The 26,886-nt window shown below is 61.0% G+C and carries 22 protein-coding genes; 14 read left to right on the top strand and 8 right to left on the bottom strand.

Translation table 11 applies throughout. The features are described 5' to 3' along the window. The first annotated feature begins 22 nt into the window (after positions 1 to 22). From IU367_RS00110 to IU367_RS00080, 7 genes are all read left to right on the top strand, one after another. On the top strand, positions 23 to 1,990 hold the full coding sequence (locus IU367_RS00110; RefSeq protein WP_181003715.1) for an ATP-binding protein: 1,968 nt from the start codon (positions 23 to 25) through the stop codon (positions 1,988 to 1,990). Positions 1,991 to 2,066: 76 nt separating this feature from the next. After that, a complete protein-coding gene (gene gorA, locus IU367_RS00105) occupies positions 2,067 to 3,416 on the top strand; it encodes a glutathione-disulfide reductase (RefSeq protein ID WP_274453122.1) in 1,350 nt (449 codons plus the stop codon). A gap of 348 nt (positions 3,417 to 3,764) precedes the next feature. Then, positions 3,765 to 5,447 (top strand): potassium-transporting ATPase subunit KdpA, encoded by a 1,683-nt coding sequence (gene kdpA / locus IU367_RS00100; RefSeq protein ID WP_274453121.1) that lies wholly within the window; start codon positions 3,765 to 3,767, stop codon positions 5,445 to 5,447. Further along, positions 5,447 to 7,504 carry a potassium-transporting ATPase subunit KdpB gene (gene kdpB, locus IU367_RS00095; protein WP_241280434.1) on the top strand — a complete coding sequence of 686 codons (2,058 nt, stop codon included), beginning with the start codon at positions 5,447 to 5,449 and terminating at the stop codon, positions 7,502 to 7,504. Before kdpA ends, kdpB begins: the two co-directional genes overlap by 1 nt. 60 nt (positions 7,505 to 7,564) lie before the next feature. Beyond that, positions 7,565 to 8,086 carry a potassium-transporting ATPase subunit C gene (locus tag IU367_RS00090; RefSeq protein WP_274453120.1) on the top strand — a complete coding sequence of 174 codons (522 nt, stop codon included), beginning with the start codon at positions 7,565 to 7,567 and terminating at the stop codon, positions 8,084 to 8,086. 183 nt (positions 8,087 to 8,269) lie between these two features. Next, complete coding sequence (locus IU367_RS00085; protein WP_103472789.1) at positions 8,270 to 10,858, top strand: sensor histidine kinase; 2,589 nt, start codon at positions 8,270 to 8,272, stop codon at positions 10,856 to 10,858. 86 nt (positions 10,859 to 10,944) lie between these two features. Next, positions 10,945 to 11,628, top strand: a complete 684-nt coding sequence (locus IU367_RS00080; protein WP_043557347.1) for a response regulator — start codon at positions 10,945 to 10,947, stop codon at positions 11,626 to 11,628. A gap of 4 nt (positions 11,629 to 11,632) precedes the next feature. On the opposite strand, the gene IU367_RS00075 is transcribed toward IU367_RS00080, so the two are convergent. Continuing rightward, the gene (locus IU367_RS00075; RefSeq protein ID WP_274453118.1) at positions 11,633 to 12,760 is read right to left on the bottom strand and encodes a multidrug effflux MFS transporter; all 1,128 of its coding nucleotides are present in this window, start codon (positions 12,758 to 12,760) and stop codon (positions 11,633 to 11,635) included. Between the two features lie 92 nt (positions 12,761 to 12,852). Here IU367_RS00075 and IU367_RS00070 point away from each other — a divergent pair, with 92 nt between their 5' ends. Beyond that, complete coding sequence (locus IU367_RS00070; protein ID WP_274453117.1) at positions 12,853 to 13,677, top strand: AraC family transcriptional regulator; 825 nt, start codon at positions 12,853 to 12,855, stop codon at positions 13,675 to 13,677. Here the strand turns inward: IU367_RS00070 and IU367_RS00065 are convergent. Further along, complete coding sequence (locus IU367_RS00065) at positions 13,607 to 13,840, bottom strand: hypothetical protein (protein WP_084214192.1); 234 nt, start codon at positions 13,838 to 13,840, stop codon at positions 13,607 to 13,609. The genes IU367_RS00070 and IU367_RS00065 overlap by 71 nt on opposite strands. 282 nt (positions 13,841 to 14,122) lie before the next feature. On the opposite strand from IU367_RS00065, the gene IU367_RS00060 reads away from it, so the two are divergent. Then, entirely contained in the window at positions 14,123 to 15,376 is a 1,254-nt protein-coding gene (locus tag IU367_RS00060) for a valine--pyruvate transaminase (RefSeq protein WP_042873536.1), read from the top strand. Between the two features lie 57 nt (positions 15,377 to 15,433). Here the strand turns inward: IU367_RS00060 and IU367_RS00055 are convergent, their stop codons facing one another. Both IU367_RS00055 and IU367_RS00050 read right to left on the bottom strand, forming a co-directional pair. Next, positions 15,434 to 15,871 (bottom strand): Hsp20 family protein, encoded by a 438-nt coding sequence (locus tag IU367_RS00055; protein ID WP_043557342.1) that lies wholly within the window; start codon positions 15,869 to 15,871, stop codon positions 15,434 to 15,436. Positions 15,872 to 15,965: 94 nt separating this feature from the next. Further along, positions 15,966 to 16,379: an Hsp20 family protein gene (locus tag IU367_RS00050; RefSeq protein WP_042873533.1), complete on the bottom strand. Its 414-nt coding sequence runs from the start codon at positions 16,377 to 16,379 to the stop codon at positions 15,966 to 15,968. Between the two features lie 280 nt (positions 16,380 to 16,659). On the opposite strand from IU367_RS00050, the gene IU367_RS00045 reads away from it, so the two are divergent. From IU367_RS00045 to IU367_RS00025, 5 genes are all read left to right on the top strand, one after another. Next, entirely contained in the window at positions 16,660 to 17,430 is a 771-nt protein-coding gene (locus IU367_RS00045; RefSeq protein ID WP_274453115.1) for an MBL fold metallo-hydrolase, read from the top strand. 77 nt (positions 17,431 to 17,507) lie between these two features. Then, on the top strand, positions 17,508 to 18,467 hold the full coding sequence (locus tag IU367_RS00040) for a helix-turn-helix domain-containing protein (RefSeq protein WP_274453114.1): 960 nt from the start codon (positions 17,508 to 17,510) through the stop codon (positions 18,465 to 18,467). Positions 18,468 to 18,538: 71 nt separating this feature from the next. Beyond that, positions 18,539 to 19,243, top strand: coding sequence for a helix-turn-helix transcriptional regulator (locus IU367_RS00035; RefSeq protein ID WP_274453113.1), 705 nt, complete (start codon positions 18,539 to 18,541; stop codon positions 19,241 to 19,243). Positions 19,244 to 19,309: 66 nt separating this feature from the next. After that, positions 19,310 to 19,687 carry a VOC family protein gene (locus IU367_RS00030; RefSeq protein ID WP_274453112.1) on the top strand — a complete coding sequence of 126 codons (378 nt, stop codon included), beginning with the start codon at positions 19,310 to 19,312 and terminating at the stop codon, positions 19,685 to 19,687. Between the two features lie 188 nt (positions 19,688 to 19,875). Continuing rightward, a complete protein-coding gene (locus IU367_RS00025) occupies positions 19,876 to 20,640 on the top strand; it encodes a GNAT family N-acetyltransferase (RefSeq protein WP_274453111.1) in 765 nt (254 codons plus the stop codon). A 71-nt stretch (positions 20,641 to 20,711) separates the two neighbouring features. Here the strand turns inward: IU367_RS00025 and gyrB are convergent, their stop codons facing one another. The 4 genes from gyrB to dnaA form a co-directional block, all read right to left on the bottom strand. Then, positions 20,712 to 23,126, bottom strand: a complete 2,415-nt coding sequence (gene gyrB, locus IU367_RS00020; protein ID WP_043135282.1) for a DNA topoisomerase (ATP-hydrolyzing) subunit B — start codon at positions 23,124 to 23,126, stop codon at positions 20,712 to 20,714. Continuing rightward, positions 23,123 to 24,226, bottom strand: a complete 1,104-nt coding sequence (recF, locus tag IU367_RS00015; protein ID WP_103472781.1) for a DNA replication/repair protein RecF — start codon at positions 24,224 to 24,226, stop codon at positions 23,123 to 23,125. The genes gyrB and recF overlap by 4 nt, the downstream gene beginning before the upstream one ends. A 2-nt stretch (positions 24,227 to 24,228) precedes the next feature. Continuing rightward, positions 24,229 to 25,332 (bottom strand): DNA polymerase III subunit beta, encoded by a 1,104-nt coding sequence (gene dnaN / locus IU367_RS00010; RefSeq protein ID WP_005319542.1) that lies wholly within the window; start codon positions 25,330 to 25,332, stop codon positions 24,229 to 24,231. An 83-nt stretch (positions 25,333 to 25,415) separates the two neighbouring features. Beyond that, entirely contained in the window at positions 25,416 to 26,786 is a 1,371-nt protein-coding gene (dnaA, locus tag IU367_RS00005) for a chromosomal replication initiator protein DnaA (protein ID WP_043135284.1), read from the bottom strand. Between the last annotated feature and the right edge of the window lie 100 nt (positions 26,787 to 26,886).

Here is a 26,886-nt window from a genome sequence, read left to right as displayed (position 1 = left end):
ATATCCAGACCGCAAGGACGCCATGTCAGGACTCTTCTCCAAGACCGCGAGGGCCGTCGGCCGTAACGGGCTCTCATACCGCCTGCTCTCCTACATTCTGGTGTGCAGTACCGTATTGGCGATGATCATTACGGTGTTGCAGCTTGCCTGGGATTACCGCAAGGATGTCGCCGTCATCGAGGACAGCATCGGCCAGATCGAGGCCTCCTTCCTGCAGCCCATCGCCGCCAGCCTGTGGAACCTGGATGAAGAGCAGGTCAAGGTACAGATAGAAGGCATCATGAACCTGCCCAACATGCAGTTCGTGATGGTCAAGGAGATGCTCGGCAACTCGGAAGTGCCGCTGCTGACCCAGGGGGTGGAGCGTGAAAGCTACGACATCTCCCGCGAGTTCAATCTCACCTATCAGGGTGAAGTGGTCGGCAAGCTGTTCGTCGCCGCCTCCCTCGAACAGATCTACCAGCGCCTGATCGAAAAATCCGTGCTCATCATGGTCAGCCAGACCATCAAGACGCTGGTGGTCTCATTCTGCATCCTGATCATCATTTACTATCTGGTGGTCCGTCACCTCAACCGCATCGCCAACTATGCCCAGAAATTCAATCTGGATAGGCTGGCCATAGAGCTGACGCTGGAGGGGCGCCCCCTGCCCCGCAAGAAACCCGATGAGCTGGATACCCTGGTCGCCACCCTCAACCAGATGCGAACACGGCTGAACGACGAGTTTGCGGCGCGCCATCAGGCGGCGGAACAGTTGCAACAGGAGCGGGACTTCTCCGCCACCCTGATCAACTCGGCCAACATGCTCATCTGCTGCATGGAACCCAACCTCACCATCGCCAGCATCAACCCGGCCGCCATACTGCTGACCGGCTACCACCAGCAGGAGATCTTGCAGCACAGCTGGCTGGATCTGTTCGTCAGCCAGGCACAGCGTGAAGAGCTGGCGCTGATCCTGGCCGATCACGGTTCCATCGAGGACAAAGAGGTCATCATGCATGACCAGCAGGGCCATGAGCTGGTGCTGCAGTGGACTTTCGCCCCCTTCTACGAGGGCCTCAACCTCAAGTATCTCATCGGGTTCGGCTACGACATCACCCGCCTCAAGAAGGTGGAGCGGGAGATCATCCAGCTCAACGAACAGCTGGAAGGCAAGGTGGTGGAGCGAACCCGCAGCCTGAGCGACGCCAACGATCAGCTGGGCAAGGCCTACGACGACCTGAAACAGGCCCAGCAGACCCTGGTGGAATCGGAGAAGATGGCTTCCCTCGGCTCGCTGGTGGCCGGGGTGGCGCACGAGATCAACACCCCCATCGGCATCAGCGTGACCGCCTCCTCCTATCTGCAGGAGCGGGTGGCCGACTTCAAGCTGCACATCGACTCCAAACAGCTCTCGCGTTCCTATCTCAACGAGTTCACCGTCAACCTCGACGAGTCCATGCAACTGCTGCAGGGCAACCTGAGACGCGCCTCGGAGCTGATTGCCAGCTTCAAGCAGGTGGCGGTCGATCAGTCGTCCGAGGCGCGTTACAACTTCAGCCTCGCCGACAACCTGCATCAGGTGGTGGTCTCCCTCGGCCACAAGCTGAAGAAGGCCCAGTGCGAGGTGGACATACAGTGCGATCCCAAGCTGTCGATCTTCTCCTTCCCCGGCAGTTTCACCCAGATCTATTCCAACCTGATCCTCAACTCCATCAACCATGGCTTCGACAACTGGGACAAGCCGAAGAAGATCACCATCAAGGTGGAACAACAGGGTGAGGAGCTGATGATCGACTACAGCGACAACGGCCGCGGTATCCCGCCCGAGATACTGCCACGCATCTTCGACCCCTTCGTCACCTCCAAGCGGGGCCAGGGCGGCAGCGGGCTCGGCACCCACATCATCTACAACCTGGTGGTGCAGCTGCTGCGTGGCCGCATCAACTGCGTCAGTGAACCGGGCAACGGCGCCCAGTTCCATATTCGTCTGCCGATCCAACATAACTGAGCGCTGGCTCTTGTGAGCCAGCCGCTTTATCCCCATCATGCTGTGATTGCATTCTTAATGAGCGGAGAACCTCGCAATGGCACAGCATTTTGACTATATCGCCATCGGTGGCGGCAGCGGCGGCATCGCCTCGGCCAACCGGGCTGCCATGTACGGCAAGAAAGTCGCCCTGATTGAAGCCAAAGAGTTGGGTGGAACCTGCGTCAACGTCGGCTGCGTGCCGAAGAAGGCCATGTGGTATGCGGGCCAGATCGCCGATGCCCTGAAATATGGCGCCGACTACGGCTTCGACACCACACTCAACCACTTCAGCTGGGCCAAGCTGGTCGAGTCCCGCCAGGCCTACATCGGCCGCATTCACAAGTCCTACGAGAACGTGCTGGGCAAGAACCAGATCACCGTCGTCAAGGGCTTCGCCCGCTTCGTCAATAGCAACACGATCGAGGTCAACGGCGAGCAGTACAGCGCCGATCATATACTGATCGCCACAGGTGGCCGTCCAGAAGTACCCGCCATTCCGGGTGCCGAGCTGGGTATAGATTCCGATGGTTTCTTCGATCTGCAGGCGCAGCCCAAGCGGGTTGCCGTGGTCGGTGCCGGCTACATAGCCGTGGAGATCGCCGGCGTGATGCAGGCGCTCGGCTCCGAGACCCACCTGGTGGTGCGCAAGCACGCGCCGCTGCGCAACTTCGACCCCATGATCCACGAGACTCTGGTTGAGATCATGGCGCAGGAAGGGCCCAAGCTGCACACCCACGCCATCCCCAAGGCTGTGCTCAAGAACGCCGATGACAGCCTGACCCTGCAACTGGAAGATGGTCGCCACCTGACCGTCGATTGCCTGATCTGGGCCATAGGCCGCACTCCGGCCACCGACAACCTCAACCTGGCCGCCACCGGTGTCGAGCTGGACGAGAAGGGCTTCATCCCGACCGACAAGTTCCAGAACACGACCGTCGCCAACCTCTATGCCGTCGGTGACAACACGGGCCGCATCCAGCTCACTCCGGTGGCCGTCGCGGCGGGCCGTCGTCTCTCCGAGCGGCTGTTCAACAACAAGCCGAACGAGCACCTCAACTACGATCTGGTGCCGACCGTGGTGTTCAGCCACCCGCCCATCGGCACCATAGGGCTGACTGAACCGGAAGCCATCGCCGAATATGGCGAGAGCCAGGTGAAGGTCTACCGCAGCCAGTTCACCGCCATGTATTCGGCCCTGACCCAGCATCGTCAGCCTACCCGCATGAAGCTGGTCTGCGTCGGACCGGAAGAAAAAGTGGTCGGCCTGCACGGCATCGGCTTTGCCATGGACGAGATACTGCAGGGCTTTGGCGTCGCCATGAAGATGGGCGCCACCAAGGCCGACTTCGACAACTGCGTGGCCATTCATCCGACCAGCGCGGAAGAGTTTGTGACAATGCGATAAGCACGTTTGAAGCTGGCCTCATCACCATCAGGCTAGCTTCAGCAACTTGCTACCAAACCCGGCCCAGGCCGGGTTTTTTCATATCTGCCCTTCGACAACCCCGACAAACCTGCGCTTTTTACGCCGATTTTACGCCACCTCCATGCCGCTTTATGGCGCCTTTACGCCGGTTTTACATACCCTTTCAACGTCAATGACACCAACGGAGTCGATAGGGTTTTACGTCGACTCTCGCAGCTAATTATCTCAATGGAGTCGATATGAATTGGCTATATCTGCTGCTGGTCCTCGCCCTGATGGGCTATCTGTTGCGTGCGTTAACGCGCAGCCACGAGTGAGGAACTGACTATGTGGCAAGAAGTGATCTATCCGGTGGCCTTTGTGCTGCTGATCCTGCTGCCGGCCCCCCTGCTTGGCGGCTACCTGTATCGGGTATTCGAGGGGCAGAGCCGCTGGCTGTCGCCCATAGAGCGCGCCACCCTGGCCTGCTGTGGCACGGACGGACGGGAGCAGGACTGGAAGTCCTACGCCCTCAGCCTGCTGGCATTCAACGGCGCCGGTTTCGGCCTGCTGTTCCTGATCCTGATGGCGCAAGGCCTGCTGCCCCTCAACCCGCAGCAACTGCCCGGCCTGAGCTGGCAAATGGCCTTCAACACGGCCGTCAGCTTCATGACCAACACCAACTGGCAAGCCTATTCCGGTGAGGCCAGCCTCTCCTACTTCAGTCAGATGGTGGGGCTCACCACCCAGAACTTCGTCTCCGCCGGGACGGGCGCAGCCGTCGCCATCGCCCTGTTCCGCGGCATATCCCGCCAGCAAACTACTCACATCGGCAACTTCTGGCAGGATCTGGTGCGTTTCTGCCTCTACGTGCTGCTGCCAATGGCGCTGATCATGGCGCTGCTGCTGGTATGGCAGGGCGTGCCCCAGACGCTGTCGGCCTATCTGCCGTTCCACAGCCTGGAAGGTCAGGAACAGCTGCTGCCGCTCGGCCCTGCCGCGTCCCAGATCGCCATCAAGCAGCTCGGTTCCAACGGCGGTGGCTTCTTCGGCATCAACTCGGCTCACCCGTTCGAGAATCCGACCGCCCTCTCCAACTGGCTGGAAATGGTCGCCCTGCTCACCATAGCCGCCGCCATGGTCTGCACCCTGGGCCGCTACGTGAAGGATGTGGCCCACAGTCGCGCCATCCTCATCGCCATGACCATCATGCTGGTGCTGGGGCTCTGCCTCTCCCTCACCCAGGAGATGAAGCAGGATCCCAACCTCGCTCACCTCACCACTCAGATGGGCAACTGGGAAGGCAAGGAGAGCCGCTTCGGCCCAGTGCTCTCCAGCATCTGGGAAGTGGCGACCACGGCCGCCTCCAACGGCTCGGTCAACGCCATGCACGACAGCTTTGCCCCCCTCGCCGGCATGGTCGCCATGATCAACATGCTGCTGGGTGAAGTGGTGTTCGGCGGCGTGGGTGCCGGCATCTACGGCATGATGCTGTTCGTGCTGCTGACCGTGTTCCTGTGTGGCCTCATGGTGGGTCGCACCCCGACCTATCTGGGCAAACGCCTCGGTATCACAGAGATGAAGTGGGTGGTCGCCAGCATGCTGGTGATGCCGGTCGGGGTATTGGTGATCGGTGGCGTGACCCTGCTGATGCCGGATGCCGCCACCGTCATAGGTCATGAAGGCCCGCACGGCCTGTCACGGCTGATCTATGCCTACGCCTCGGCTGCCGGCAACAACGGTTCCGCCTTCGCGGGCTTTGCCGCCGCCGATAGCTGGCAGTGCATCGCCATCGCGCTGGCCATGCTGCTCGGACGCTTCGGTTACATCATCCCCGTGCTGGCCATCGCCGGCCAGCTCGCCCGCGCTCCGCGCCAGGAGACGGGTGAAGGTGACTTCCCGATCCGGGGGCCACTGTTTATTACCTTGCTGATCATCACAGTACTGCTGATTGGCGGCCTCTCCTTCCTGCCACTGCTGGCACTGGGACCCGTGGCCGAACATCTGAGCCTGATACAGGGAGCTTTCTAATGAGCAAGTCCATCTCAATGACGGCCAGCACCGAGAAGGTGAAGGCCAAGAAACAGAGCTCGCAGATTGTGCAAGCCATGGTCGAAGCCCTCTATCGCTTCAACCCCAAGGCACTGTTTGGCAGCCCCATACTGTTCACCCTCTGGCTGGCCGCCGTGATGGCGACCGTGGAATCCCTGCTGGGCCAACCCCTGTCGGGCGTGGCTCCCAGCCTGGCCTGGCAGCTGACAGCCTGGCTCTGGCTGACCCTCTGGTTTGCCAACTTCGCCGAGACCCTGGCCGAAGGACGCGGCAAGGCGAGAGCCGACAGCCTGAAGGCCGGCATGAGCCAGCTCAAGGCGCGCCGGGTCACGGATGCCAAGGATGGACAGGGTGAATGGGTGCCCGCCACCAGCCTGCTGAAAGGCGATCTGGTGCTGGTGCGCAGCGGCGAGATGATCCCGGCCGATGGTGAAGTGGTGGCCGGCATCGCCTCGGTCAACGAGGCGGCCATCACGGGTGAATCCGCCCCCGTCATCCGCGAATCCGGCACCGACCGCAGCGGCGTGACCGGCAACACCACTGTGGTTTCGGACGAGATCTGGGTACGAGTGAGCAACAATCCGGGTGAGAGCACGCTGGACCGGATGATCTCGCTGGTGGAAGGGGCCAAGCGCCAGAAGACCCCGAACGAGATGGCACTCGATGCCCTGCTGGTGGGTCTGACCCTGATCTTCCTGCTGGTGGTGGCTACCCTGCCCTGGTTCCTCAACTACAACGGCACCCAGGTGCCCAGGCTCTACCTGCTGGCCCTCTTCATCACCCTGATCCCGACCACCATAGGCGGCCTGCTCTCCGCCATCGGCATCGCCGGCATGGATCGGCTGGTGAAGCTGAACGTGATTGCCAAGTCGGGCCGCGCCGTGGAGGCCGCCGGTGATGTGCGTACCCTGCTGCTGGACAAGACGGGCACCATCACCTTCGGCAACCGCATGGCCGACGAGCTGATCCCGGCACCCGGTGTGGATCCCTCCCTGCTGGCCCAGGCAGCCATGCTGGCCTCCCTCGGCGACAATACGCCGGAAGGCAAGTCCATCCTGACCCTGGCAGGCAAGAGCATGGCCAAGCCGAGCCAGCTGGAGAGTGACAAGCTGATCCCGTTCAGCGCCGAGACCCGGTTGAGCGGACTGGATCGCAACGGTCATCAATATCGCAAGGGGGCTGTGGATGCTGTGCTCAACTACCTCTCCCTCGAGCGCAAGGCGGTGCCCGAGCTGATCCTCAAGTCGGTCGACAACATAGCCCGCCAGGGCGGCACCCCGCTGCTGGTCTGTACCCACGAGAAGTTGCTGGGGGTAGTGTTCCTCAAGGACATCATCAAGCCCGGCATCAAGGCCCGCTTCCAGATCCTGCGTCACATGGGGATACGGACAGTGATGATCACCGGCGACAACCCGCTGACCGCCGCCGCCATCGCCGCCGAGGCAGGGGTGGATGACTTCATCGCCGAAGCCACCCCCGAGAAGAAACTGGCCTATATCCGCCAGGAGCAGGCCGATGGCCGCCTGGTCGCCATGTGCGGTGACGGTGCCAACGACGCCCCTGCGCTGGCCCAGGCCGACGTGGGTCTGGCCATGAACGAAGGCACTCAGGCCGCCAAGGAGGCGGGCAACCTGGTGGATCTGGACTCCAACCCCACCAAGCTGCTGGACGTGGTGCTGGTCGGCAAACAGCTGTTGGTGACCCGCGGCGCCCTGACCACCTTCTCCATCGCCAACGACGTGGCCAAGTACTTCGCCATACTGCCGGCCCTGTTCATCGCCGCCTATCCGCAGCTGGGGGCACTGAACCTGATGCAGTTGGGCAGCCCGCAGAGCGCCATTCTGTCGGCCATCATCTTCAACGCCCTCATCATAGTGGCGCTGGTGCCGCTGGCCCTGCGCGGGGTCAGCCTGAAGGGATCCGCCGCCAGCCTGCTGCGCCGCAACCTGCTGATCTACGGCGTCGGTGGTCTGATAGTGCCATTCATTGGAATCAAGCTGATCGACCTGGTCATCACTGGCCTGGGTCTGGTGTAACGACATAGCGGGGTGCAAGCCTGGCCTGCACCCCATCAATCTGTTTGGAGCAAGAGAATCATGATAGCAATCAGAACCCTGCTGACCCTGACCCTGCTGCTGGGTGTCGGCTACCCGCTGGCGGTGACAGGGCTGGCCCAGCTGATGTTCCCCTGGCAGGCCAACGGCAGCCAGCTGACCAACGGCAAACAGCAGCTGATCGGCAGTGCCCTGCTGGCGCAGAAATTCGAGCGAACCGAGTACTTCCACTCCCGCCCCTCCGCCAGCGACTTCGCCACCATAGGCGGTGGTGCATCCAATCTGGGCATGAGCTCACCGCTGCGGGCCCAGTTTGCCAACACCGAAGTCCAGGCGCCAACCGGTGACGCATCACCCGCCATGCTGACCCGATCCGCCTCCGGCCTGGACCCCCATCTGCCGGTGGATGCCGTACTGGCTCAGGTGGAAAGAGTGGCCAAACAGCGAGGGCTTGATCCCGCCTTGCTGACGGAGCAGGTCAAGTCCAGTGCACAAGCTGGTATCCTTGGCCCGCAAGTGGTCAACATACTCCAGCTGAACCTGCAGCTCGACAAGGACGCTTGATAGAGAGGACCGGTATCCCACATTTTCGAACTGAGCCAGCGGTTGCTCGATAAGGATAGTAATGCGTGATGAGGTAATGGCTGATGCCGGTGCCCTGCTGGCAAGCCTGGAGCAGGAGTACGGAAATGCATGACGAGGTAACGGCTGGCGCCTTGTTGGCAAGCCTGAAGCAGGAGTACGGAAATGCGTGACGAGGTGCGGGCCGATGCCTTGTTGGCGAGCCTGGAGCAGGAACACAAGGGCAAGCTGAAGGTCTTTCTCGGCGCCGCCCCCGGCGTAGGCAAGACCTACGCCATGCTGCAAGCCGTGCGGGAACAGGCACGGGAAGGGGTCGACATCCTGATCGGCGTGGTAGAAACCCATGGCCGTCAGGAGACCCTGGCCCTGCTCGACAAGCTCGCCATCCAGCCGCGCCAGATCCATCTCCACCGCCAGCAACGGCTGGAGGAGATGGATCTGGATGCGCTGCTCGAACGCAAACCCGCCATAGTGGTGGTGGATGAGCTGGCCCACAGCAACGCGCCGGGCAGCCGTCACGAGAAACGCTGGCAGGATGTGGAGGAGCTGCTCGGTGCCGGCATCGACGTCTACTCCACCCTCAACGTGCAGCACCTGGAGAGCCTCAACGATCTGGTGTGGCAACTGACAGGGGTCAGGGTCAAGGAGACACTGCCGGATCAGGTGCTGCTGGAGGCGGACAGCATCATACTGATAGACCTGCCCCCCAAGGAGCTGCTCGGCCGGCTCAAGGAGGGCAAGGTCTATGTGCCCCATCAGGCCAAGGCCGCCCTGCAATCCTTCTTCTCCCTCAACAACCTGACCGCCCTGCGCGAGCTGGCGATGCAGACCGCCGCCAGCCACGTGGAGGGGGATCTGCAACTGCAGTGGCAGGCTGCGGGCAAGGCCACGCTGCCGCTGCGGGGCAAGCTGATGGTCTGCCTCGGCGATCAGCACGGCTCGGCGCTGGTGCGCTACGGCCACCGCTTCGCCCAGCGCCGCCAGCTGCCCTGGCTGGTGGTGCACATCGACAGCAAGGGGCAACGCTCCGCCGAGCTGGAGCAGGCGCTGGCGCTGGCCTCCCACCTAGGTGCCAAGGTGCTGACCCTCTCCAGCCCGGCGGTGGCCAGCACCCTGCTGGAAACCGCCGAACAGCAACAGGTCTCGCAGCTGCTGCTCGGCAAACCCCACAAGGCCCCCTGGCGCCGCTCCCTGGTGCAACACCTGCTCAAGCAGGCGCAGGGGCTCGAAATCACCTTGGTGGACACGGAGAAACGCAAGCCAGGCCTGGGGTTGCAACCACTCCACCCCAAGGATATTCGCCAGAGCCTGCTGGCCATCACCATAATGGCGGTGACCTCGGCCACCGCCTGGGGGCTCTCCCACTGGCTGCCGCCCGCCTCCCTGCCACTGCTGTTCGTGCTGGGGGTGCTGGCCACGGCGCTCACCACCAGTCTGGTGCCCGCCATACTGGCGGCCGTGCTGGGCTTCGTCGCTCACAATCTGCTGTTCACCGCCCCCTACTTCTCCCTGAACGTGGCCAGCCACAGCGACCTGCTCACCCTGTTCGTGCTGCTCATCGTCGGCATGACGGCGGGACGACTCGCCTCCCGCCAGCGGCAACAGCTGATCGGCCTGCGCGAGACCCAGCAGCTCGGCAATGCCCTGCTGTCGCTGAGCCAGGGGCTGGCCACCGCCAGCAGCCCGGAAGAGGTGCTCAGGCAAGGCACCCAGGCCATCTCTCTGGCCCTGACCCAGCCCGTCTTTGCCCTCGACCAGGATTATCAGCACAGGGCGGGATCGGCGCAGCACAGACCCGGGCAGACCGACAAGGCGGCCATCGACTGGTGCCTGGCCCAGAAGCAGAGCGCGGGGGCCCACACGGCTACCCTCAATGCCGCCGAGGCGCAATATCACCATCTCACCGATGATCTGGTGCTCGGCATTCGATTGTCCAACCCGCTCGCCTCCTCGGCCGAACATCAGCTGCAGGCCCTGCTCACCGATATCCGCGCCGCCCTGGCCAGGATCGATCTCAACGAGCGGCTGGCCGACAGCCAGCTGCAGGCGGAGACGGATCGGATGCGCGCCGCCCTGCTCTCGTCGGTTTCCCACGATCTGAAGACGCCGCTGGCGACCATAATGGGGGCCGGCAGCACCTTGCTGGAATACGGTGATCGGATCAGCGCAGAGGATCGCAACGAACTGCTCCATTCGGTACAGGACGAGGCGCGCCGCCTGCACAGCTATGTGCAGAACCTGCTGGACATGACCCGCATAGGCTCGCCGGACTTCCAGTTGAAGCGGGACTGGGTCGACCTGGCGGATCTGGTGGAGAGCGCCCGCAAGCGGCTGGAATCCTCCTGGCGCCAGCACAAGCTGCTGGTGCACTTCGATCAGCAGATCCCCCAGCTCTACGTGCACGGCGCCCTGATCGAGCAGGTGCTGGTCAATATCCTCGACAACGCCTCCCGCTACTCGCCGGCCGGCACCCCCATAGAGTTCAAGGTGATGCTGGCGGATCCGGATCTCATCATCGACATCATCGACATCGGGGTCGGCATCGCCGAGTCGGATCGGGACAAGATCTTCAATCTGTTCTACACCCAGCCGGTCGGTGATTGCGGCAGTCGCGGCACCGGGCTTGGCCTCGCCATTTCCCGCGCTATGATAGAGGCTCATGGCGGCCGCATCTGGGCATTTTCCGGCCCCAACGGCAACGGCACCTGCATGCGCATCTCACTGCCGCTCACCCTCAACTCACCGGAGGTATGATGGATCCCATCCTTTGTCATGGGGGCTACAGAGAGTGCATGCTGCCATCGCCAGTTCCCTCCCCAACATTCGCCACTGGAGGCTAGATGGCTCATATCCTGGTCATTGATGATGAAGCGGCGATCCGCCGCTTTCTGCGGATCAGCCTGATCGCCGAGGGCCATCAGGTCAGCGAGGCGGTGGGCGTCAATGAGGGATTGGAGCAGTATCGCCACCTCAATCCCGATCTGGTGATCCTGGATCTCGGCCTGCCGGACGGAGACGGCATCCAGATACTGCAGACGATTCGTGAGCACCACCAGCACCCGGTACTGGTGCTGTCGGCGCGGGATTCGGAGCAGGAGAAGGTGCGGTTGCTGGACGCGGGCGCCAACGACTACATGAGCAAGCCGTTCGGCATTGGGGAGATGATGGCCCGCATCCGCGTCTTGCTGCGCCAGCGAGCCGGGGTCAGCAGCGGCGAATGCCGCCACTTCCCGCAATGCGGCCTGACCCTGGACGCCAGCAGCCACAAGGTGACCATGAAGGAGGAAGAGATCCCCCTGTCTCGCAAGGAGTTCGCCCTGCTGCAGGCGCTGGTGTGCCACCCCGGCAAGCTGGTGATGCAGACCCAGCTGCTCAACGACATCTGGGGCCCGAGCCACAAGGAAGATACCCACTACCTGCGCATCGTCATCGCCAGCCTGCGCAAGAAGTTGGGAGATAACCCCCAGCAACCCAGTCTGATCGAAACCGAATCCGGCATCGGCTACCGTTTTATCGGCAGCTGATGTTTCACGTGGAACGCCGGCCGCTGCACAGTACGGCCAGCAGGCCGCAGCCAAGGAGCAGCAGACCCAGATCCTGCAAAGCGGCCGCCAGCGCCAATCCCAGGCTGAGCAGCAGGTAGTAGGCCAGTCCGAACAGGGCACCGGCACTGCCTGCTACCTCCCGATAAGACAGCAAGGCCTGACTCAACACATTGGGAATGGCGATGCCAAAGGCCACCACGACTCCCATCATGGGCAGCAGGAACCAGAGCGAATCCTGGCTCGCCCACACGGCAACCCCAGCCCCCAGCGCCAGCACAGAGGCCAGCCGGATCAGTGCTGATGGCAACCAGCCCGCCCCCAGCAAACGCCGGTTCAGCAGGCTACCGATCAGGGTCGCCAGCGCCAACGCCAGGCCGGAATAGCCAAACTCGCTGGCATTCAATCCCAATCCGGCAAACAGAAACGGCGCTAGGCTGTAGTAGCCAAACAGCATGGTATTGAACAGGGCGACCAGCAGGGCGCTGCGCCAGAGTCCGCCATCCCGCACCATGCGGCATGCCAATGGCCAGAGGGCAACCCGACTGGTCATCACGGGACGGGTTTCCGGCAGCCGCCAGCCGGCGATCCCCCCCAGCATCAGGGCCAGCACCAGCAAGCCGCTGAAGACACCGAGATAGCCAAACTGCTCGGCCAGCAGGCCGCCGCTCACCAGCCCCAGCACGGGGCTGAGTGATAGCGCGACCCCCATGACCGAGAAGACGCGAGCCAGATCGCTGCCCTGATAGCTGTCGCGCAGCATGGTCTGGGTCACCACGGATCCCACGGCGGCCCCAAAGGCCGAGATGACCCGGGCCAGCAGCAACACCTCGAACTGGTTGGCCAGCAGTGCCAGCAAGGTGCCGAGCCCGTAAGTGAACAGACCCGCCAGCATGGCGGGGCGTCGCCCGATCAGATCGCAGAGCCGCCCCCAACAGACCACGCCCACCGCAAACGCCAGAAAATAGACCGACAGGGTCTGGGATGCCTGCCCGTCGCTTACCCTGAACTGGCTGGCGATATGCGTCAGCACAGGGCTGTAGATGGTCTCCACTATCTGGGGAAACATCATCAATCCGACCACCAGCCAGAGCGGTGGCAACTTGTTGTTCATGACAAACCTCCTTCACAAGAGGTCGTTATTCTAGAGAGATGCCGACTGTCCGATTACAATAAGCAGGACTATAAACATCAATAATCGGACACATGGCCTTTATTCTCCCCGATCACCCTTTTGACCCGGACAGCCTGGCTGGCAGCGTGATCGGCATTGCCTCCGCACTCGGCTGGCATGACTCGGGCCTGCATCAGCATCAGCGCCATCAGCTGCTGTTTGCCCAGGCGGGCTGCATGAGCATAGAGCTGGCGAACCAGGTCTGTCTGCTGCCACCCAGCCGGGCAGCCTGGCTGCCGGCGGGCACTCCTCACAGAGTACTGATGCGCGGTGTGGTGGCCTATCGCTCCCTCTACTTCCGGCCACAACCCGAGCTGCCAGCCAGTGTGCAGGTGATGGCGGTCAACCCGTTGCTGCGGGAGATCATAGAACGAATGGCACTCTGGCCATGGGAGAAACCGGAGGTGGAGCAGAGCCGGATGCTGGCGCTGTTCATGGAGGAGCTGGCGCAAGCGCCGCGGGAATCCTGGCAACTGCCGCTACCGGCAGACCCGCGCCTGACGGCCTGGTTGCAGGAGGTAGAACGGGGTGACACCCTGCCCGATCGGCTCAACCGGCTGGCCGGACGGGTGGGTGCCAGTGACAAGACCATAGGCCGTATCTTCATGCGAGACACAGGCATGAGCTATCAGGCCTGGCGCCAGCAGTGGCGTCTGTTGCGCGCCATGGAACTGCTGGCCGAAGACGTGCCCATCAGCCGGGTGGCCGCTTCGCTGGAGTTCTCCAGCGACAGCGCCTTCATCAGCTTCTTCAGACAGCATACGGGGCAGACTCCCCTGCGCCATCTCAACTCCCGGGGTGAGTCGCATCGGCCGAACTCACCTCCACCACCAGGGTATCCAGTGCCAGTGGCTTGAGGTTGCTGATGGCATCCAGTACCACGGCATGGGATGCCTCCTGCTGCTGAGCCAGGATAGCCTGATCCAGCTGGGCGGTATCCAGCTCGGGTCTGGGGTTTTCAGTTGCCATCACATTCAGGCTCAGTGTGCTCATTATCAGGGTGGCGATCAGGGTTTTCATCTGGTGTGCTCCGGTATGGTTGAGATGACCTGATAGCTATTCCAATACTTGTGCCATATTTATAACTAGATGATTTTGCTTGAATTAATCAGTTAAAAGCCCCCATTTTTGTCTTATCTGGGTAGCAATGTGGTCATTTTTAAACCCATAAATGGTATTTTTTACCACGGCGTATTCCCGGGTCATGTTCCACGTGGAACGTCCCGTTATTTTGATCGACACCCGCTTTTAAACTGAGCTATGGTGCTACATCCCCGTAACTGACTCTGGATCCGTCACCGAATGGAATTTTCCTTGTTCGGCGAGAAGTTCACTCGCCACGCCGGCATTACCCAACTCATGGATGACCTTAATCAGGGGCTGACCAATCCGGACGCCATCATGCTGGGTGGCGGCAATCCGGCCCCCATCCCCGCCATGCTGGAGCGTTTTCAAACCGAAGCCAAAAACCTGCTCGACAATGGCGAACTGGTCAAAGCCATGGCCAACTACGACGGCCCCCAAGGCAAGGACAGGTTCACCAAGGCGCTGGCCGCCCTGCTCAGCAAGGAGCTCGGCTGGGATATCACCTCTCGCAATATCGCCCTGACCAACGGCAGCCAGAATGCCTTCTTCTACCTGTTCAACCTGCTGGCCGGCGAGTTCGCCGATGGCCGCAAGAAGAAGGTGCTGTTCCCGCTGGCCCCCGAATATATCGGCTACGCCGACTCTGCCCTCACCGATGACTACTTCGTGGCGTACAAACCCACCATGGAGAAGCTGCCCGATGGCCAGTTCAAATACCACGTGGATTTCGAGAGCCTGCAGGTGGGCGACGATATAGGGGTGATCTGCGTCTCCCGTCCGACCAACCCGACTGGCAACGTGCTGACCGATGACGAGATAGAGCATCTGGATCAGATAGCCCGCGACAAGGGCATTCCGCTGTTGATCGACAACGCCTACGGCGTGCCCTTCCCTGGCATCATCTTCAGCGAGGCCAAGCCGTTCTGGAACGCCAACACCATCCTCTGCATGAGCCTCTCCAAGCTGGGACTGCCGGGCACCCGCTGCGGCATCGTCATCGCCGACGAGAAGATCATTCAGGCCATCACCAACCTGAGCGGCATCATCAACCTGGCGCCGGGCAGCCTGGGACCCGCCATCACCATCCCAATGATCGAAAGTGGCGAGATCATCACCCTGAGCGAGCAGGTGGTGAAACCCTTCTACCGGCAGAAGGCCGAGCTGGCGGTACGGCTGCTGCGTGAGGCGATCCCGGATCCGCGCTTCCACATCCACAAGCCGGAAGGCGCCCTCTTCCTCTGGCTCTGGTTCGAAGATCTGCCCATTCACTGCCAGGAACTTTATGAGCGGTTGAAGGCGAAGAACCTGCTGATAGTGCCGGGGCACTACTTCTTCCCCGGCATCGACGACCCCAAGTGGCGCCACAGCCAGGAGTGCATCCGCCTCAACTACTCCCAGAGCGAGGAGCTGGTGCGCCGTGGCATCGCCATACTGGCGGACGAGATCAACGACCTCTACGGCAGCAACTGACCTGCGAACCAAAAACAAAAAGGCCTGCAATCGCAGGCCTTTTTGATTTCTCATGGCTTAGTTGGGCAGCGCCAGCGGCTCGGCTTTGCCGATGGGGATGGCGCGAGGCTTGAGTGCCTCCGGCAGTTCGCGAGCCAGATCTATGGTCAGCAGACCATGCTCTAGCCTGGCGCCCTGCACCTCCACGTGCTGGCTCAACTTGAAGGCCAGCTCGAAGTCACGCTCGGCAATGCCCTGATGGAGGAACTGGCGTTCATCAGAGGCTGCCTTGCGCCCCTTCACCTTGAGGGTGCCGTTTTCGGTCTCCAGTTCCAGCTCTTCGCGCTCGAAACCGGCCACCGCGACCGTGATGCGATAGCCGTCGTGATCGCGCTTTTCGATGTTGTAAGGGGGATAGGCCACCGCCTTCTGGTCAAACAGGCCTTCCAGCTCACGGGCCATCCGCTCGAAGCCGACGGCATTGGAATGGAGATGAGAAAAATCGAGGTTACGCATAATCCTATCCTTCTAATAAGCAACAGGTTTCAATTTCCACGGGCCCGCCATCGGCACCCGGGAAGCTTGGTAAAATGTGTGGCGAGGTCTGGCGTCAGCCGTTGATCTCGATCTTGCGCGGCTTCATCGCCTCGGGCACTTCACGCACCAGCTCGACGTGCAGCAGGCCGTTCTTCAGGTCGGCGCCCTTCACCCGCACATAATCGGCCAACTGGAAGCGACGCTCGAAACCCCGCTCGGCTATGCCCTGATACAGGTAGTTGCGGTCGGTCTCGGCCTGCTTGCTGCCTTTCACCGTCAGCAGGTTTTCCTGAAAGCTCAACTCCAGCTCTTCCTGGGTAAAGCCCGCCACCGCCATGCTGATACGGTAGTCGTTGTCACCCAGCTGCTCTATGTTGTAGGGGGGATATCCGGCATTGCCATTGCTGGCCGCAGATTCGATAAGATTGGCCAGACGATCGAAACCGATGGCAGAACGATAGAGCGGAGAAAAGTCGATAGAACGCATAGTATTACCCTCTTGTGAGCGATAACGGATGGTTTGCCCTCCTGTCGGACGGGCGTCTGGTCGAAACCTCTGCCGAGCGTTCCGGCCTTGTTACCTATATAGGGCCCGGCTTTTTGCTTTCAAGGGCGAGAATCAAAGAAATTTTTCGAGTTTGTCCGACGCACAACTGTATCGTTCAGCTGGCCCGATAGGATCGATAATCGACCCGCGGGCCACTCATGGCTCCCCGCATCCCCCGTCATACTGGTTGCACACCTCGCCACTATCACGGAGCTACACAATGCAGATTACCCAGGTTCGCAACGCCACCCTGCTGATCGACTACGCCGGCACCCGCTTTCTGATCGACCCCATGCTGGCAGCAAAGGGCACGCTGCCCGCCTTCGCCGGAACAGCCAACAGCCACCTGCGCAACCCGCTGGTCGAGCTGCCTCTGCCCCTGGCGGAGATACTCGATGTGGATGCGGTGATCGTCACCCACGATCACCTGGACCACTGGGACCCGGTCGCTCAGCAGCAGATCCCCAAGCATCTCCCGCTGTTTGTGCAACATCAGAAAGATGCCGACACCATCTGCGCCAGTGGCTTCAAGGATGTGCGCCTGCTGAGCGAGCAGGCCGAATTTGCCGGCATCCGCCTGCAGCAGACCGAGGGGCAACACGGCAACGATCAGGTCATGGCGGTGTTGGCCGAGCGGCTGGGTGAGGTGTGCGGTGTGGTCTTCTCCCACCCGCAAGAGAAAACCCTCTATCTGGCGGGTGATACCGTCTGGAACGAAATGGTCGCACAGAGCCTGCGACAACACGGGCCTGAGGTGATCATCCTCAACTGTGGCGATGCCCAGGTGCCGGGGCTGGGCTCCATCATCATGGGCAAGGAGGATGTGCGGGCCGTCTATCAGGCCGCGCCACAGGCCACCCTGATTGCCAGCCACATGGAGGCGGTCAATCATGCCGTGCTGTCACGCAAGGAGTTGCACGACTATCTGGCCGAGCACGGCATGGCGGATCAGGTGCGGGTGCCGGAAGATGGCGACATGATCTCGCTGTGATAACTGGGGCCATCCTTCGGCTTTCAGCTGCCAGCGCATATCATGGTTGCTCATCGCGCAAAGAAGAGGCCAGCGTCATGCCCATCCCGATAGTTGCCGTCGTGGCCTTCGACCACTTCAGCCCCTTTCACTGCTCAGTGCCCTGCCTCATCTTCGGCGACATACTGCCGGGTCAGCCCCTGTTCGAACTCAGACTCTGTGCCGGGGATGGCAAGGCCAGCTCGCACTCGTCACAGGGATTCAGCATCCTGGCACCTTATGGGCTGGAGGCCCTGGCCGAGGCGGACATCATAGTCATTCCCTTCTGGCGCGACCCGGCCGAGCGCCCGGCCCAGCCACTGCTGGATGCCCTGATGGCGGCTCATGCCAGAGGGGCCCAGGTGGTGGGACTCTGCCTCGGCACCTATGTGCTCGCCTATGCCGGCTTGCTCAATGGACGCAAGGCCTCGACCCATTGGGAGTACGAGCAGGATTTCCTCCGCCGCTTTCCCTGCGTGCGACTCGATACCAACGCCCTCTATGTGGATGATGAGGGGCTGGTCACCTCGGCTGGCACAGCTGCCGGACTGGATTGTTGCCTCTATCTGGTACGCCAGCACCACGGCAGTGCCATCGCCAACCAGGTGGCACGACGGCTGGTGATCCCGCCCCACCGGGAAGGTGGCCAGGCCCAGTTCATCCAGCAGCCGGTCTCCGCCTCCACCCGGGATGCCAGGATGAACCAGCTGCTCGATCACCTGCGAGCCCACTTGCCGGAGCCGCATACCCTCGACAGCCTGGCGGCCCACAGCCTGATGAGTCGGCGCACCTTTACCCGCCGCTTTCATCAGGCCACCGGCCTCTCCGTCGGAGAGTGGCTGCTGATCGAGCGGCTCAGGCGCTGCCAGGAGCTGCTGGAAGCCAGCACCCACCCCATGGAACGCATCGCCGAACTGGTGGGTTTCAAGACAGCCACCTCACTGCGCCAGCACTTTCGGGCCCGCTTCGAGGTTTCGCCGAGCGAATGGCGGCGGTCTTTTCGTGGCAGCCGGGAGTAAGCCCCTCACCTCACCCTGTTCCGGCTCGCCCAAACATGGCACCCTAACCGCAGATCCCAAGGAGCCATGCCATGTCCCGTTCCGAACGTCTGCTGGCCCTGCTCCAGCTGTTGCGCGGTCACCGTTACGCCATCACAGGCACAGAGCTGGCCAGCCGGCTCGGCATCAGCCTGCGCACCCTCTACCGGGACATAGCGACCCTGCAATCCCAGGGGGCGCATATCGAGGGTGAGCCCGGTATCGGCTATGTGCTGCGCCCCGGCTTCATGCTGCCACCGCTGATGTTCAGCGAAGAGGAGCTGGAAGCCCTAGTGCTGGGCTCCCGCTGGGTGGCCGAACATGCCGACAGCGCCCTGAGTGCCGGTGCCCGCAGTGCGCTGGCCAAGATAGAGGCAGTGCTGCCCACCGAGTACCGCCAGCAGCTCCACGCCAACACCCTGCTGATCGGTTCATCCCGCAGTGACGCCTGCACCGATGAGGCCCCCCTGCGCAGTGCCATCCGTCAACAGCGCAAGGTAACCCTGAGCTATCGCGATCTGAGGGAAGCGAGTTCCGAGCGCACCGTCTGGCCATTTGCCCTCGGCTATTTCGAGCAGGTGCGGGTCCTGGTGGCCTGGTGCGAGCTGCGGCAGGACTTTCGCCACTTCCGGGTGGATCGTATCAGCCGGCTGAAGCTGGAGGAGATAGGCTATCCCAGGAGCCGGGCTATCCTGCTCAAGGAGTGGCGCGCTACCCAGCAGATCCCGCAGCCACAATTCATTGCTGACAGAAACTGACAGCAGGCAGCGCCATGCTGACGAGGTCGGCGCAGATGCGCCATCCCCGAAACAAGGAGTGTCACCATGCTTGTCCCCCAGTTCACCATCCTCTATGTCGCCAATCCGGCTCGCAGCGCCCGCTTCTATCGCGAGCTGTTTGGCCGCTCGCCGGTGGAGGAATCCCCCACCTTCGCCATGTTCGTGTTCGAGTCGGGCGCCAGGCTGGCGCTCTGGTCCAGCGCCACGGTTGAGCCCAAGGTCACGCAAGGAGCCGGAGCCATGGAGCTGGCCTTCCCTCTGCCAGATGATGCCAGCGTCGATGCCGAGTTTGCGAAATGGCAGGCTCGCGGCCTCACCATCACCCAGTCGCCGATCCGACTGGAATTTGGTTACACCGGCATGGCGCTCGATCCGGATGGCCATCGTCTGCGCCTCTACTGCCCGGCCCCCGAGCCAATCTAAGCCTCCAGGTATCCATCCGCTCATCATGCAAAATGCCGAACCGCTAAGTTCGGCATTTTCTTTATCTCAGCCCGATCGCCCATCCTTTCAACTGCCAGTGTTTCACGTGGAACGTCGGGCGGCATCCGGGCAACCGACAGCGTTGTTGTCTGTGTTATCATCCTCGGGCCTTATTATCTGGAGAAACAATGACCAATCGACATAGCTCGCTCGAACTGTACCAACCAGGCAACAGCACCCCTGATGAACTGAGCGAGAAACAGTTGGCGCTATTCGCCCTGCTGCAACTGCGCGAGCAGGAGTTTGGCTTCAACCCAGACGTGATCGTCCACTACCCGGAAGCAAGCTTTCTCACCGCACCGCTCGATTATCTGGATCAGCTGATCCTGGAACAGCAGCAACAGGGTCACCTCATCAATGAGGTGGTGATACTCACCACTTACCTGCAAGTACAGGCCCCGCTGGTCGAGCGCGGTTATCGGCATGAAGCTGTCCACATGCCTGCAGGCCCCGACCATACCGCGATTTTCAGGGTGCAATGCGGCACTCATGTGGCTGGCAAGACGCTCTATGTCGAGGCCGTCAATGAGCAAGATCTCAAGATCCGACCGACCTTTGTGTTGATGCTGCGCGATGAGCATGGCGAGCCGCAGGGTGGAATGTCCGGGTCTATCTGGACTAAAGAAGAGCGGCGTTATGCCTATATTGGCACTGTGGCCGTGCAACCGGGGCAACCCGCCGGCACCGGCACTCTCCTGGCCAGTACAGTGCTTGAGTACCTGATGCAGCAAGGGGTTTGCGAGGTTAATCTCGGTACCCAGACAGCCGAGCCTTTCTATACCAAACTCGGCTTCCAGACCATTCACCACATAGTGCCGGCGTTGCGTCATCGCATCGCTGAGGATGGAACTGAACTTCCTCACAATCTGGTCATCATGAGTAAATTGCTCTGATTTCGCTGACGACAGATGTAAAAAAGCCGCTCACAAGGAGCGGCTTTTTGCTGTCTGACTGACTAGGTCGATTAGACGTCGAGGTTGGCGACCCGCAGGGCGTTGGTCTCGATGAAGTCACGACGAGGCTCGACCGCATCACCCATCAGGGTGGAGAAGAGCTGGTCGGCACCAACGGCGTCGTCTATGGTGACGCGCAGCATGCGACGCGCTTCCGGATCCATGGTGGTTTCCCACAGCTGGTCCGGGTTCATCTCGCCCAGCCCTTTATAGCGCTGGATGTAGATGCCGCGCTTGCCTTCGCTCATCAGCCAGTCGACCGCTTCCACGAAGTTGGCAATCGGCTTGACCTTCTCGCCACGCTTGATGAAACCGCCTTCCTCGATCAGGTTGGCGATCTCCTTGCCGAGAGAAACCAGCTGACGGTACTCACCGGACTGCAGGAAGTCGTAGCTGATCGCGTATTCACGGTCGACCCCGTGCTGACGTACCACGGCGTGCGGCACGAACAGGCGGCGCTCTTCATCACGACGCACCTGGATCTGGTACTGGATACCGTGGTTGCTCTCGTTGAGCACGGCTTCCATTGCCTGACACCAGGCCAGCAGGTCGCTCTCGCTGGCCAGCAGGGTTTCGTTCAACTCAGGCTGATAGATCAGCTGGGTCAATACGGCATCCGGCGCCCGGCGGGACATGCGGGTGATCAGGTGAGACACGGCACGGTGCTGGTTGACCAGACGCTCCAGCGCCTCGCCACCTATGGCCGGGGCAGATTCGTTGACGTGCAGGGTAGCACCATCCAGCGCCATGGCGGTCTGGTACTGCAGCAGCGCATCTTCGTCTTTCAGATACTGCTCCTGCTTGCCCTTCTTGACCTTGTACAAGGGCGGCTGGGCTATGTAGATGTAGCCACGCTCGATGATCTCCGGCATCTGACGATAGAAGAAGGTCAGCAACAGGGTACGGATGTGCGCACCATCGACGTCCGCATCCGTCATGATGATGATGTTGTGGTAACGCAGCTTGTCCGGGTTGTACTCGTCACGACCTATGCCGCAGCCCAGGGCCGTGATCAGGGTGCCCACCTCTTGCGAGGAGATCATCTTGTCGAAACGGGCCTTCTCCACGTTCAGGATCTTGCCCTTGAGCGGCAGGATAGCCTGGTTCTTGCGGTTGCGACCCTGCTTGGCGGAGCCGCCAGCAGAGTCCCCTTCCACTATGTAGAGTTCGGAGAGGGCCGGGTCTTTCTCCTGGCAGTCTGCCAGCTTGCCGGGCAGGCCGGCGATGTCCAGCGCACCCTTGCGACGGGTCAGTTCGCGCGCCTTGCGCGCCGCTTCACGGGCACGGGCCGCATCGATGATCTTGTTGACCACTATCTTGGCATCGCCCGGGTTTTCCAGCAGGAACTCGCCGAGCTTCTCACCCATCGCCTGTTCAACGGCGGTCTTCACTTCGGAAGAGACCAGCTTGTCCTTGGTCTGGGAAGAGAACTTGGGATCCGGCACCTTGACCGAGATGACCGCAATCAGACCTTCACGCACGTCGTCGCCACTGGCGGCCGACTTGGCCTTCTTGCTGTAATCCTCTTTGTCCATATAGGTGTTGAGGGTACGGGTCAGCGCGGTGCGGAAACCCACCAGGTGAGTACCACCATCCCGCTGCGGGATGTTGTTGGTGAAGCAGTAAACCCCTTCCTGATAGGCATCGTTCCACTGCATGGCGACTTCGACACCGATGCCGTCCTGCTCGGTGGAGAAGTGGAACACCTTGGGATGGATCGGGGTCTTGTTCTGGTTCAGATATTCAACGAACGCCTTGATACCGCCCTCGTAGCAGAAATGCACCTCACGGCCATCCCGCTCGTCCTGCAGACGAATGGAGACACCGGAGTTGAGGAAGGAGAGCTCGCGCAGGCGCTTGGCCAGGATCTCGTAGTGATACAGGGTATCGGTAAAGATGGTCGGGCTCGGCCAGAAGCGCACCTCGGTACCCGTGCCGCTGCTGCTGTCGCCGATCTGCTTGAGCGGCGCCTGCGGCTCACCCAGGTGATAGGTCTGCTCGTAGACATGGCCGTTGCGACGTATGGTCAGCAACAGCTTGTCAGAAAGGGCGTTAACCACTGAGACGCCCACGCCGTGCAGGCCGCCGGACACCTTGTAGGAGTTGTCATCGAACTTACCGCCGGCGTGCAGTACGGTCATGATGACCTCTGCGGCGGAGCGGCCCTCCTCCTCGTGCATGTCTACCGGGATACCCCGGCCATTGTCACGCACGGAGACGGAACCGTCGGAATGGATCTTGACCAGAATATCGGAGCAGTAGCCAGCAAGAGCCTCGTCAATGGAGTTATCGACGACCTCAAACACCATGTGGTGCAGACCTGAGCCATCATCCGTATCGCCGATGTACATCCCCGGGCGCTTGCGGACCGCATCCAGGCCCTTAAGTACCTTGATATTCGAGGAGTCGTAAGTATTTTCACTCATAGCTTACTCTCTGCCTTCTCTAACGTTTCGGAGATCTTGCCTTGTTCCACGTGGAACAACTTGCAGTCATTCGCATCCATCATGTCTGCGAGCTGACCGGTATCGATGGCGGTGATAAACACCTGGGACGCACACTGCTTCAGCCTTGCGGCCAGCAAGCGGCGCTTGTCGACATCCAGTTCAGAGGCAAAATCGTCAATTAAAAAAATACAGCCACGGCTGCTATGTTGATTCAAATAGAGCCCTTGGGCCAGTCGCATGGCACAGACCAACAACTTCAGCTGACCCCTGGACAAAATATCCTGAGCAGGCACACCGTTCGCCTTGAGTCGCACATCGGCCTTCTGTGGGCCTACCCCTGTGTAACCCAGCGAACGATCCCGCTCAAACCCCGCCTCCAGCAAGTCGCCGAGGGGAGTCTCTTTCTCCCAGCCCCGATAGAAACCGAGACTGATGTCGAATTCCGGCAGAAAATCTGCCGTCATCTCCTTGATCAGGGGCGTAATGGCCTGACAATAACTGGCGCGAAACTCGGCCAGTTCACCCCCGAGCCGCACCAGCTCCTGATCCCAGAACGCCAGCTGGCGATACTGGGTGCTCTGGCGCAGCAGCGCATTGCGCTGTTTCAGCAGACGCCGCACTCGTCCCCACAGGGAGAAAAAGGTCGGTTCCTGATGGAAGACGCCCCAATCCAGCCAGGCCCGGCGAGCCTGGGGCCCGCCCGTCAGCAGGTTGAAGCCATCGGGATGGATCAACTGCACCGGCAACAGCTCGGCCAGATCGGCCAGTCGCTGGGCCTGGGCCCCGGCGATCTTGAGCTGGGTCTCGCCACTCTTGTCCTTGGCGAGACCGATGGGCACCTGACGCCCCTCCAGTTCGCACTGGGCAAACAGGGTAAAGGCCCGCTCCCCCTGGCGGATGACCCGCCCGGTCAGGTGAGTGCGAAAGGAGCGACCGAGACCAAGGTAGTGAATGGCTTCCAGCACGCTGGTCTTGCCGCTGCCATTGCACCCGACCAGGATGTTGAGGCCGGGGGACAGCTTGAGACTGGCCTGCTGGATATTGCGAAAGTCGCTGAGCTGGAGTTTGACCAGGGCCACGACTAGATCCGCATCGGCATCACCACGTACTGAGCATCCTGATGATCAAAATCCTCAATAATGGCACTGCTGATGGAATCGCTCAGGCTAATCCGAATTTGGTCACATTTTAACGTATTCAGCACGTCCAGCACATAAGAGACGTTGAAACCTATCTCCATCTCGCTGGCCTCGTATTGTACGTCAAGCAGCTCTTCGGCTTCTTCCTGTTCCGGGTTGTTGGCGGTAATGCGCAGCAGGTTTTCCTGCAGATTGAGACGCACCCCACGGAATTTCTCGTTGGAGAGGATGGCCGCGCGGGCAAACGCCTGGCGCAGATCCTCACGACCGGCGATCAGGGCCTTGTCGCTGTTGCGCGGGATAACCCGACGCCAATCCGGGAAGCGGCCATCCACCAGCTTGGAGGTGAAGATGAAGCCGTCCAGCGCCGCGCGCAGGTTGCTGCGACCGATCTGCAGCCGTACCGGCTTGTCTTCCGCTTCCAGCAGGCGCACCAGCTCAAGCACACCTTTACGGGGCAGGATGACCTGATGATCGGGCAGCGATTCTTCCACTACCTCGCGACGGCAGGTGGCCAGACGGTGACCGTCGGTCGCCACGGTACGCAGGCCGTGGCCCTCGCTCTCGAACAGCATGCCGTTCAGGTAGTAACGCACGTCCTGGCTGGCCATGGAGAACTGGGTGGCATCGATCAGCTTCTTCAGCTCCAACTGGCCTATGTCGAATTCGAGCACGGATTCCCAATCCTCGATATTCGGGTATTCACTGGCCGGCAGGGTCGACAGGTTGAAGCGGGAACGACCGGAGCGGATGATCAGGCGCTCGCCTTCGGTGTTGAGGCGGATGTCCGCCCCTTCCGGCAGGCCGCGGCAGATATCCAGCAGCTTGCGCGCTGGCACTGTGGTGCGGCCATCCTGGCTCTCATTATTGAGATAGACCTGACCTATCATCTCAACTTCCAGGTCGGTACCGGTCAGCGACAGCAGACCCTGGCTGACATCAAGCAGGACATTGCCGAGGATCGGCAGGGTCGGCCGGCCACCCAGGGCACCGGACACCAGTTGCAGAGGACGTAACAGGGCCTCACGGCTAATTTCGAGCTGCATCTGTGCTCTCCGTTGTTATCGGGACGAAAGGATTCGAATCAGGTTGGAATATTCGCGCTGCATCTGTCCACTCACCGTTGTTATCAGGAGGAAAGGGTTCGGATCAGGTTGGAATAATCTTCCTTGATGTCGTGGCTCTCCTCCTTCAGCTGCTCTATCTTGCGGCAGGCATGAAGAACGGTAGTGTGGTCACGGCCACCAAAGGCATCCCCGATTTCCGGCAAACTGTGGTTGGTCAGCTCCTTGGCCAGTGCCATCGCCAGCTGGCGTGGACGGGCAACGGAGCGTGAGCGGCGTTTGGACAGCAGATCCGCCAGCTTGATCTTGTAGTACTCCGCCACCGTCTTCTGGATGTTGTCTATGGTGACCAGCTTCTCCTGCAGCGCCAGTAGATCGCGCAGCGCTTCGCGCACGAAATCTATGTTGATGGCACGACCGGTGAAGTTGGCGTTGGCGATCACCCGGTTGAGGGCGCCTTCCAGTTCACGGACGTTGGATCGCAGACGCTTGGCGATGAAGAAGGCCACTTCGTCCGGCAGGTGGATCTGGTTCTCATCTGCCTTGCGCATCAGGATGGCGACGCGGGTCTCCAGCTCCGGCGGCTCGATCGCCACCGTCAGGCCCCAGCCGAAGCGGGACTTGAGGCGATCCTCGACACCATTGATCTCCTTCGGATAGCGATCCGAGGTCAGGATGATCTGCTGGTTGCCTTCGAGCAGCGCGTTGAAGGTGTGGAAGAACTCCTCCTGGGAGCGCTCCTTGTTGGCGAAAAACTGGATGTCATCGATGAGCAGGGCATCGACGCTACGGTAATAACGCTTGAACTCTTCAATGGCGTTATTCTGCAGCGCCTTCACCATGTCCTGCACAAACCGCTCGGAGTGCATATAGATGACTTTGGCGTCCTTCTTGCGCTCCTTGATGGCGTTGCCAACGGCGTGCAGCAGGTGGGTCTTGCCCAGGCCGGTGCCGCCATAGAGGAACAGCGGATTGTAAGCGCCACCCGGGTTGTCGGCTACCTGACGGGCAGCCGCGCGGGCCAACTGGTTGGACTTGCCCTCGACGAAGTTCTCGAAGGTATAGTTCACGTTGGTGTTGCTCTTGTGGTTTGGCTCAGGCTTGGCTTCAGCCTTGCTTTCCCAGCTCTTCTGCAAGTTATTCACAGGCGCAGCACCACGCGCCGGCGCTCTTGCGACCGCGACGGGATGAGGACGATTACCTATATCAAAACGCAGGGTGGGGCCATCGACCCCACAGAGTTCATTGATGATGCCGTTAACCCGGATGAGATACTTGTCTCGTACCCAGTCCAGAACAAAGCGATTCGGTGCATACAGGGTCAGAGTATTGTCACTCAACTCCGCTTGAAGCGGCCGGATCCACATGCTGAATTCTGCCGAGGGCAACTCATCTTGCAGCCGGTTAAGGCACTGCTGCCATAGCGAAGCAGTCACTCTAAACTCCCGTCAATTGATTAACTAAAGACCGGCTATTCTACGTTTTTAGCGGCTGGATCTCTAGCCGCCACCTCGCGGATCCGGCAAATAAGATCCT

Origin of the sequence: Aeromonas bestiarum (genome assembly GCF_028751155.1) — a bacterium.
Lineage (GTDB): Bacteria > Pseudomonadota > Gammaproteobacteria > Enterobacterales > Aeromonadaceae > Aeromonas > Aeromonas bestiarum.
This window is presented reverse-complemented; position numbering and strand designations above follow the sequence as displayed.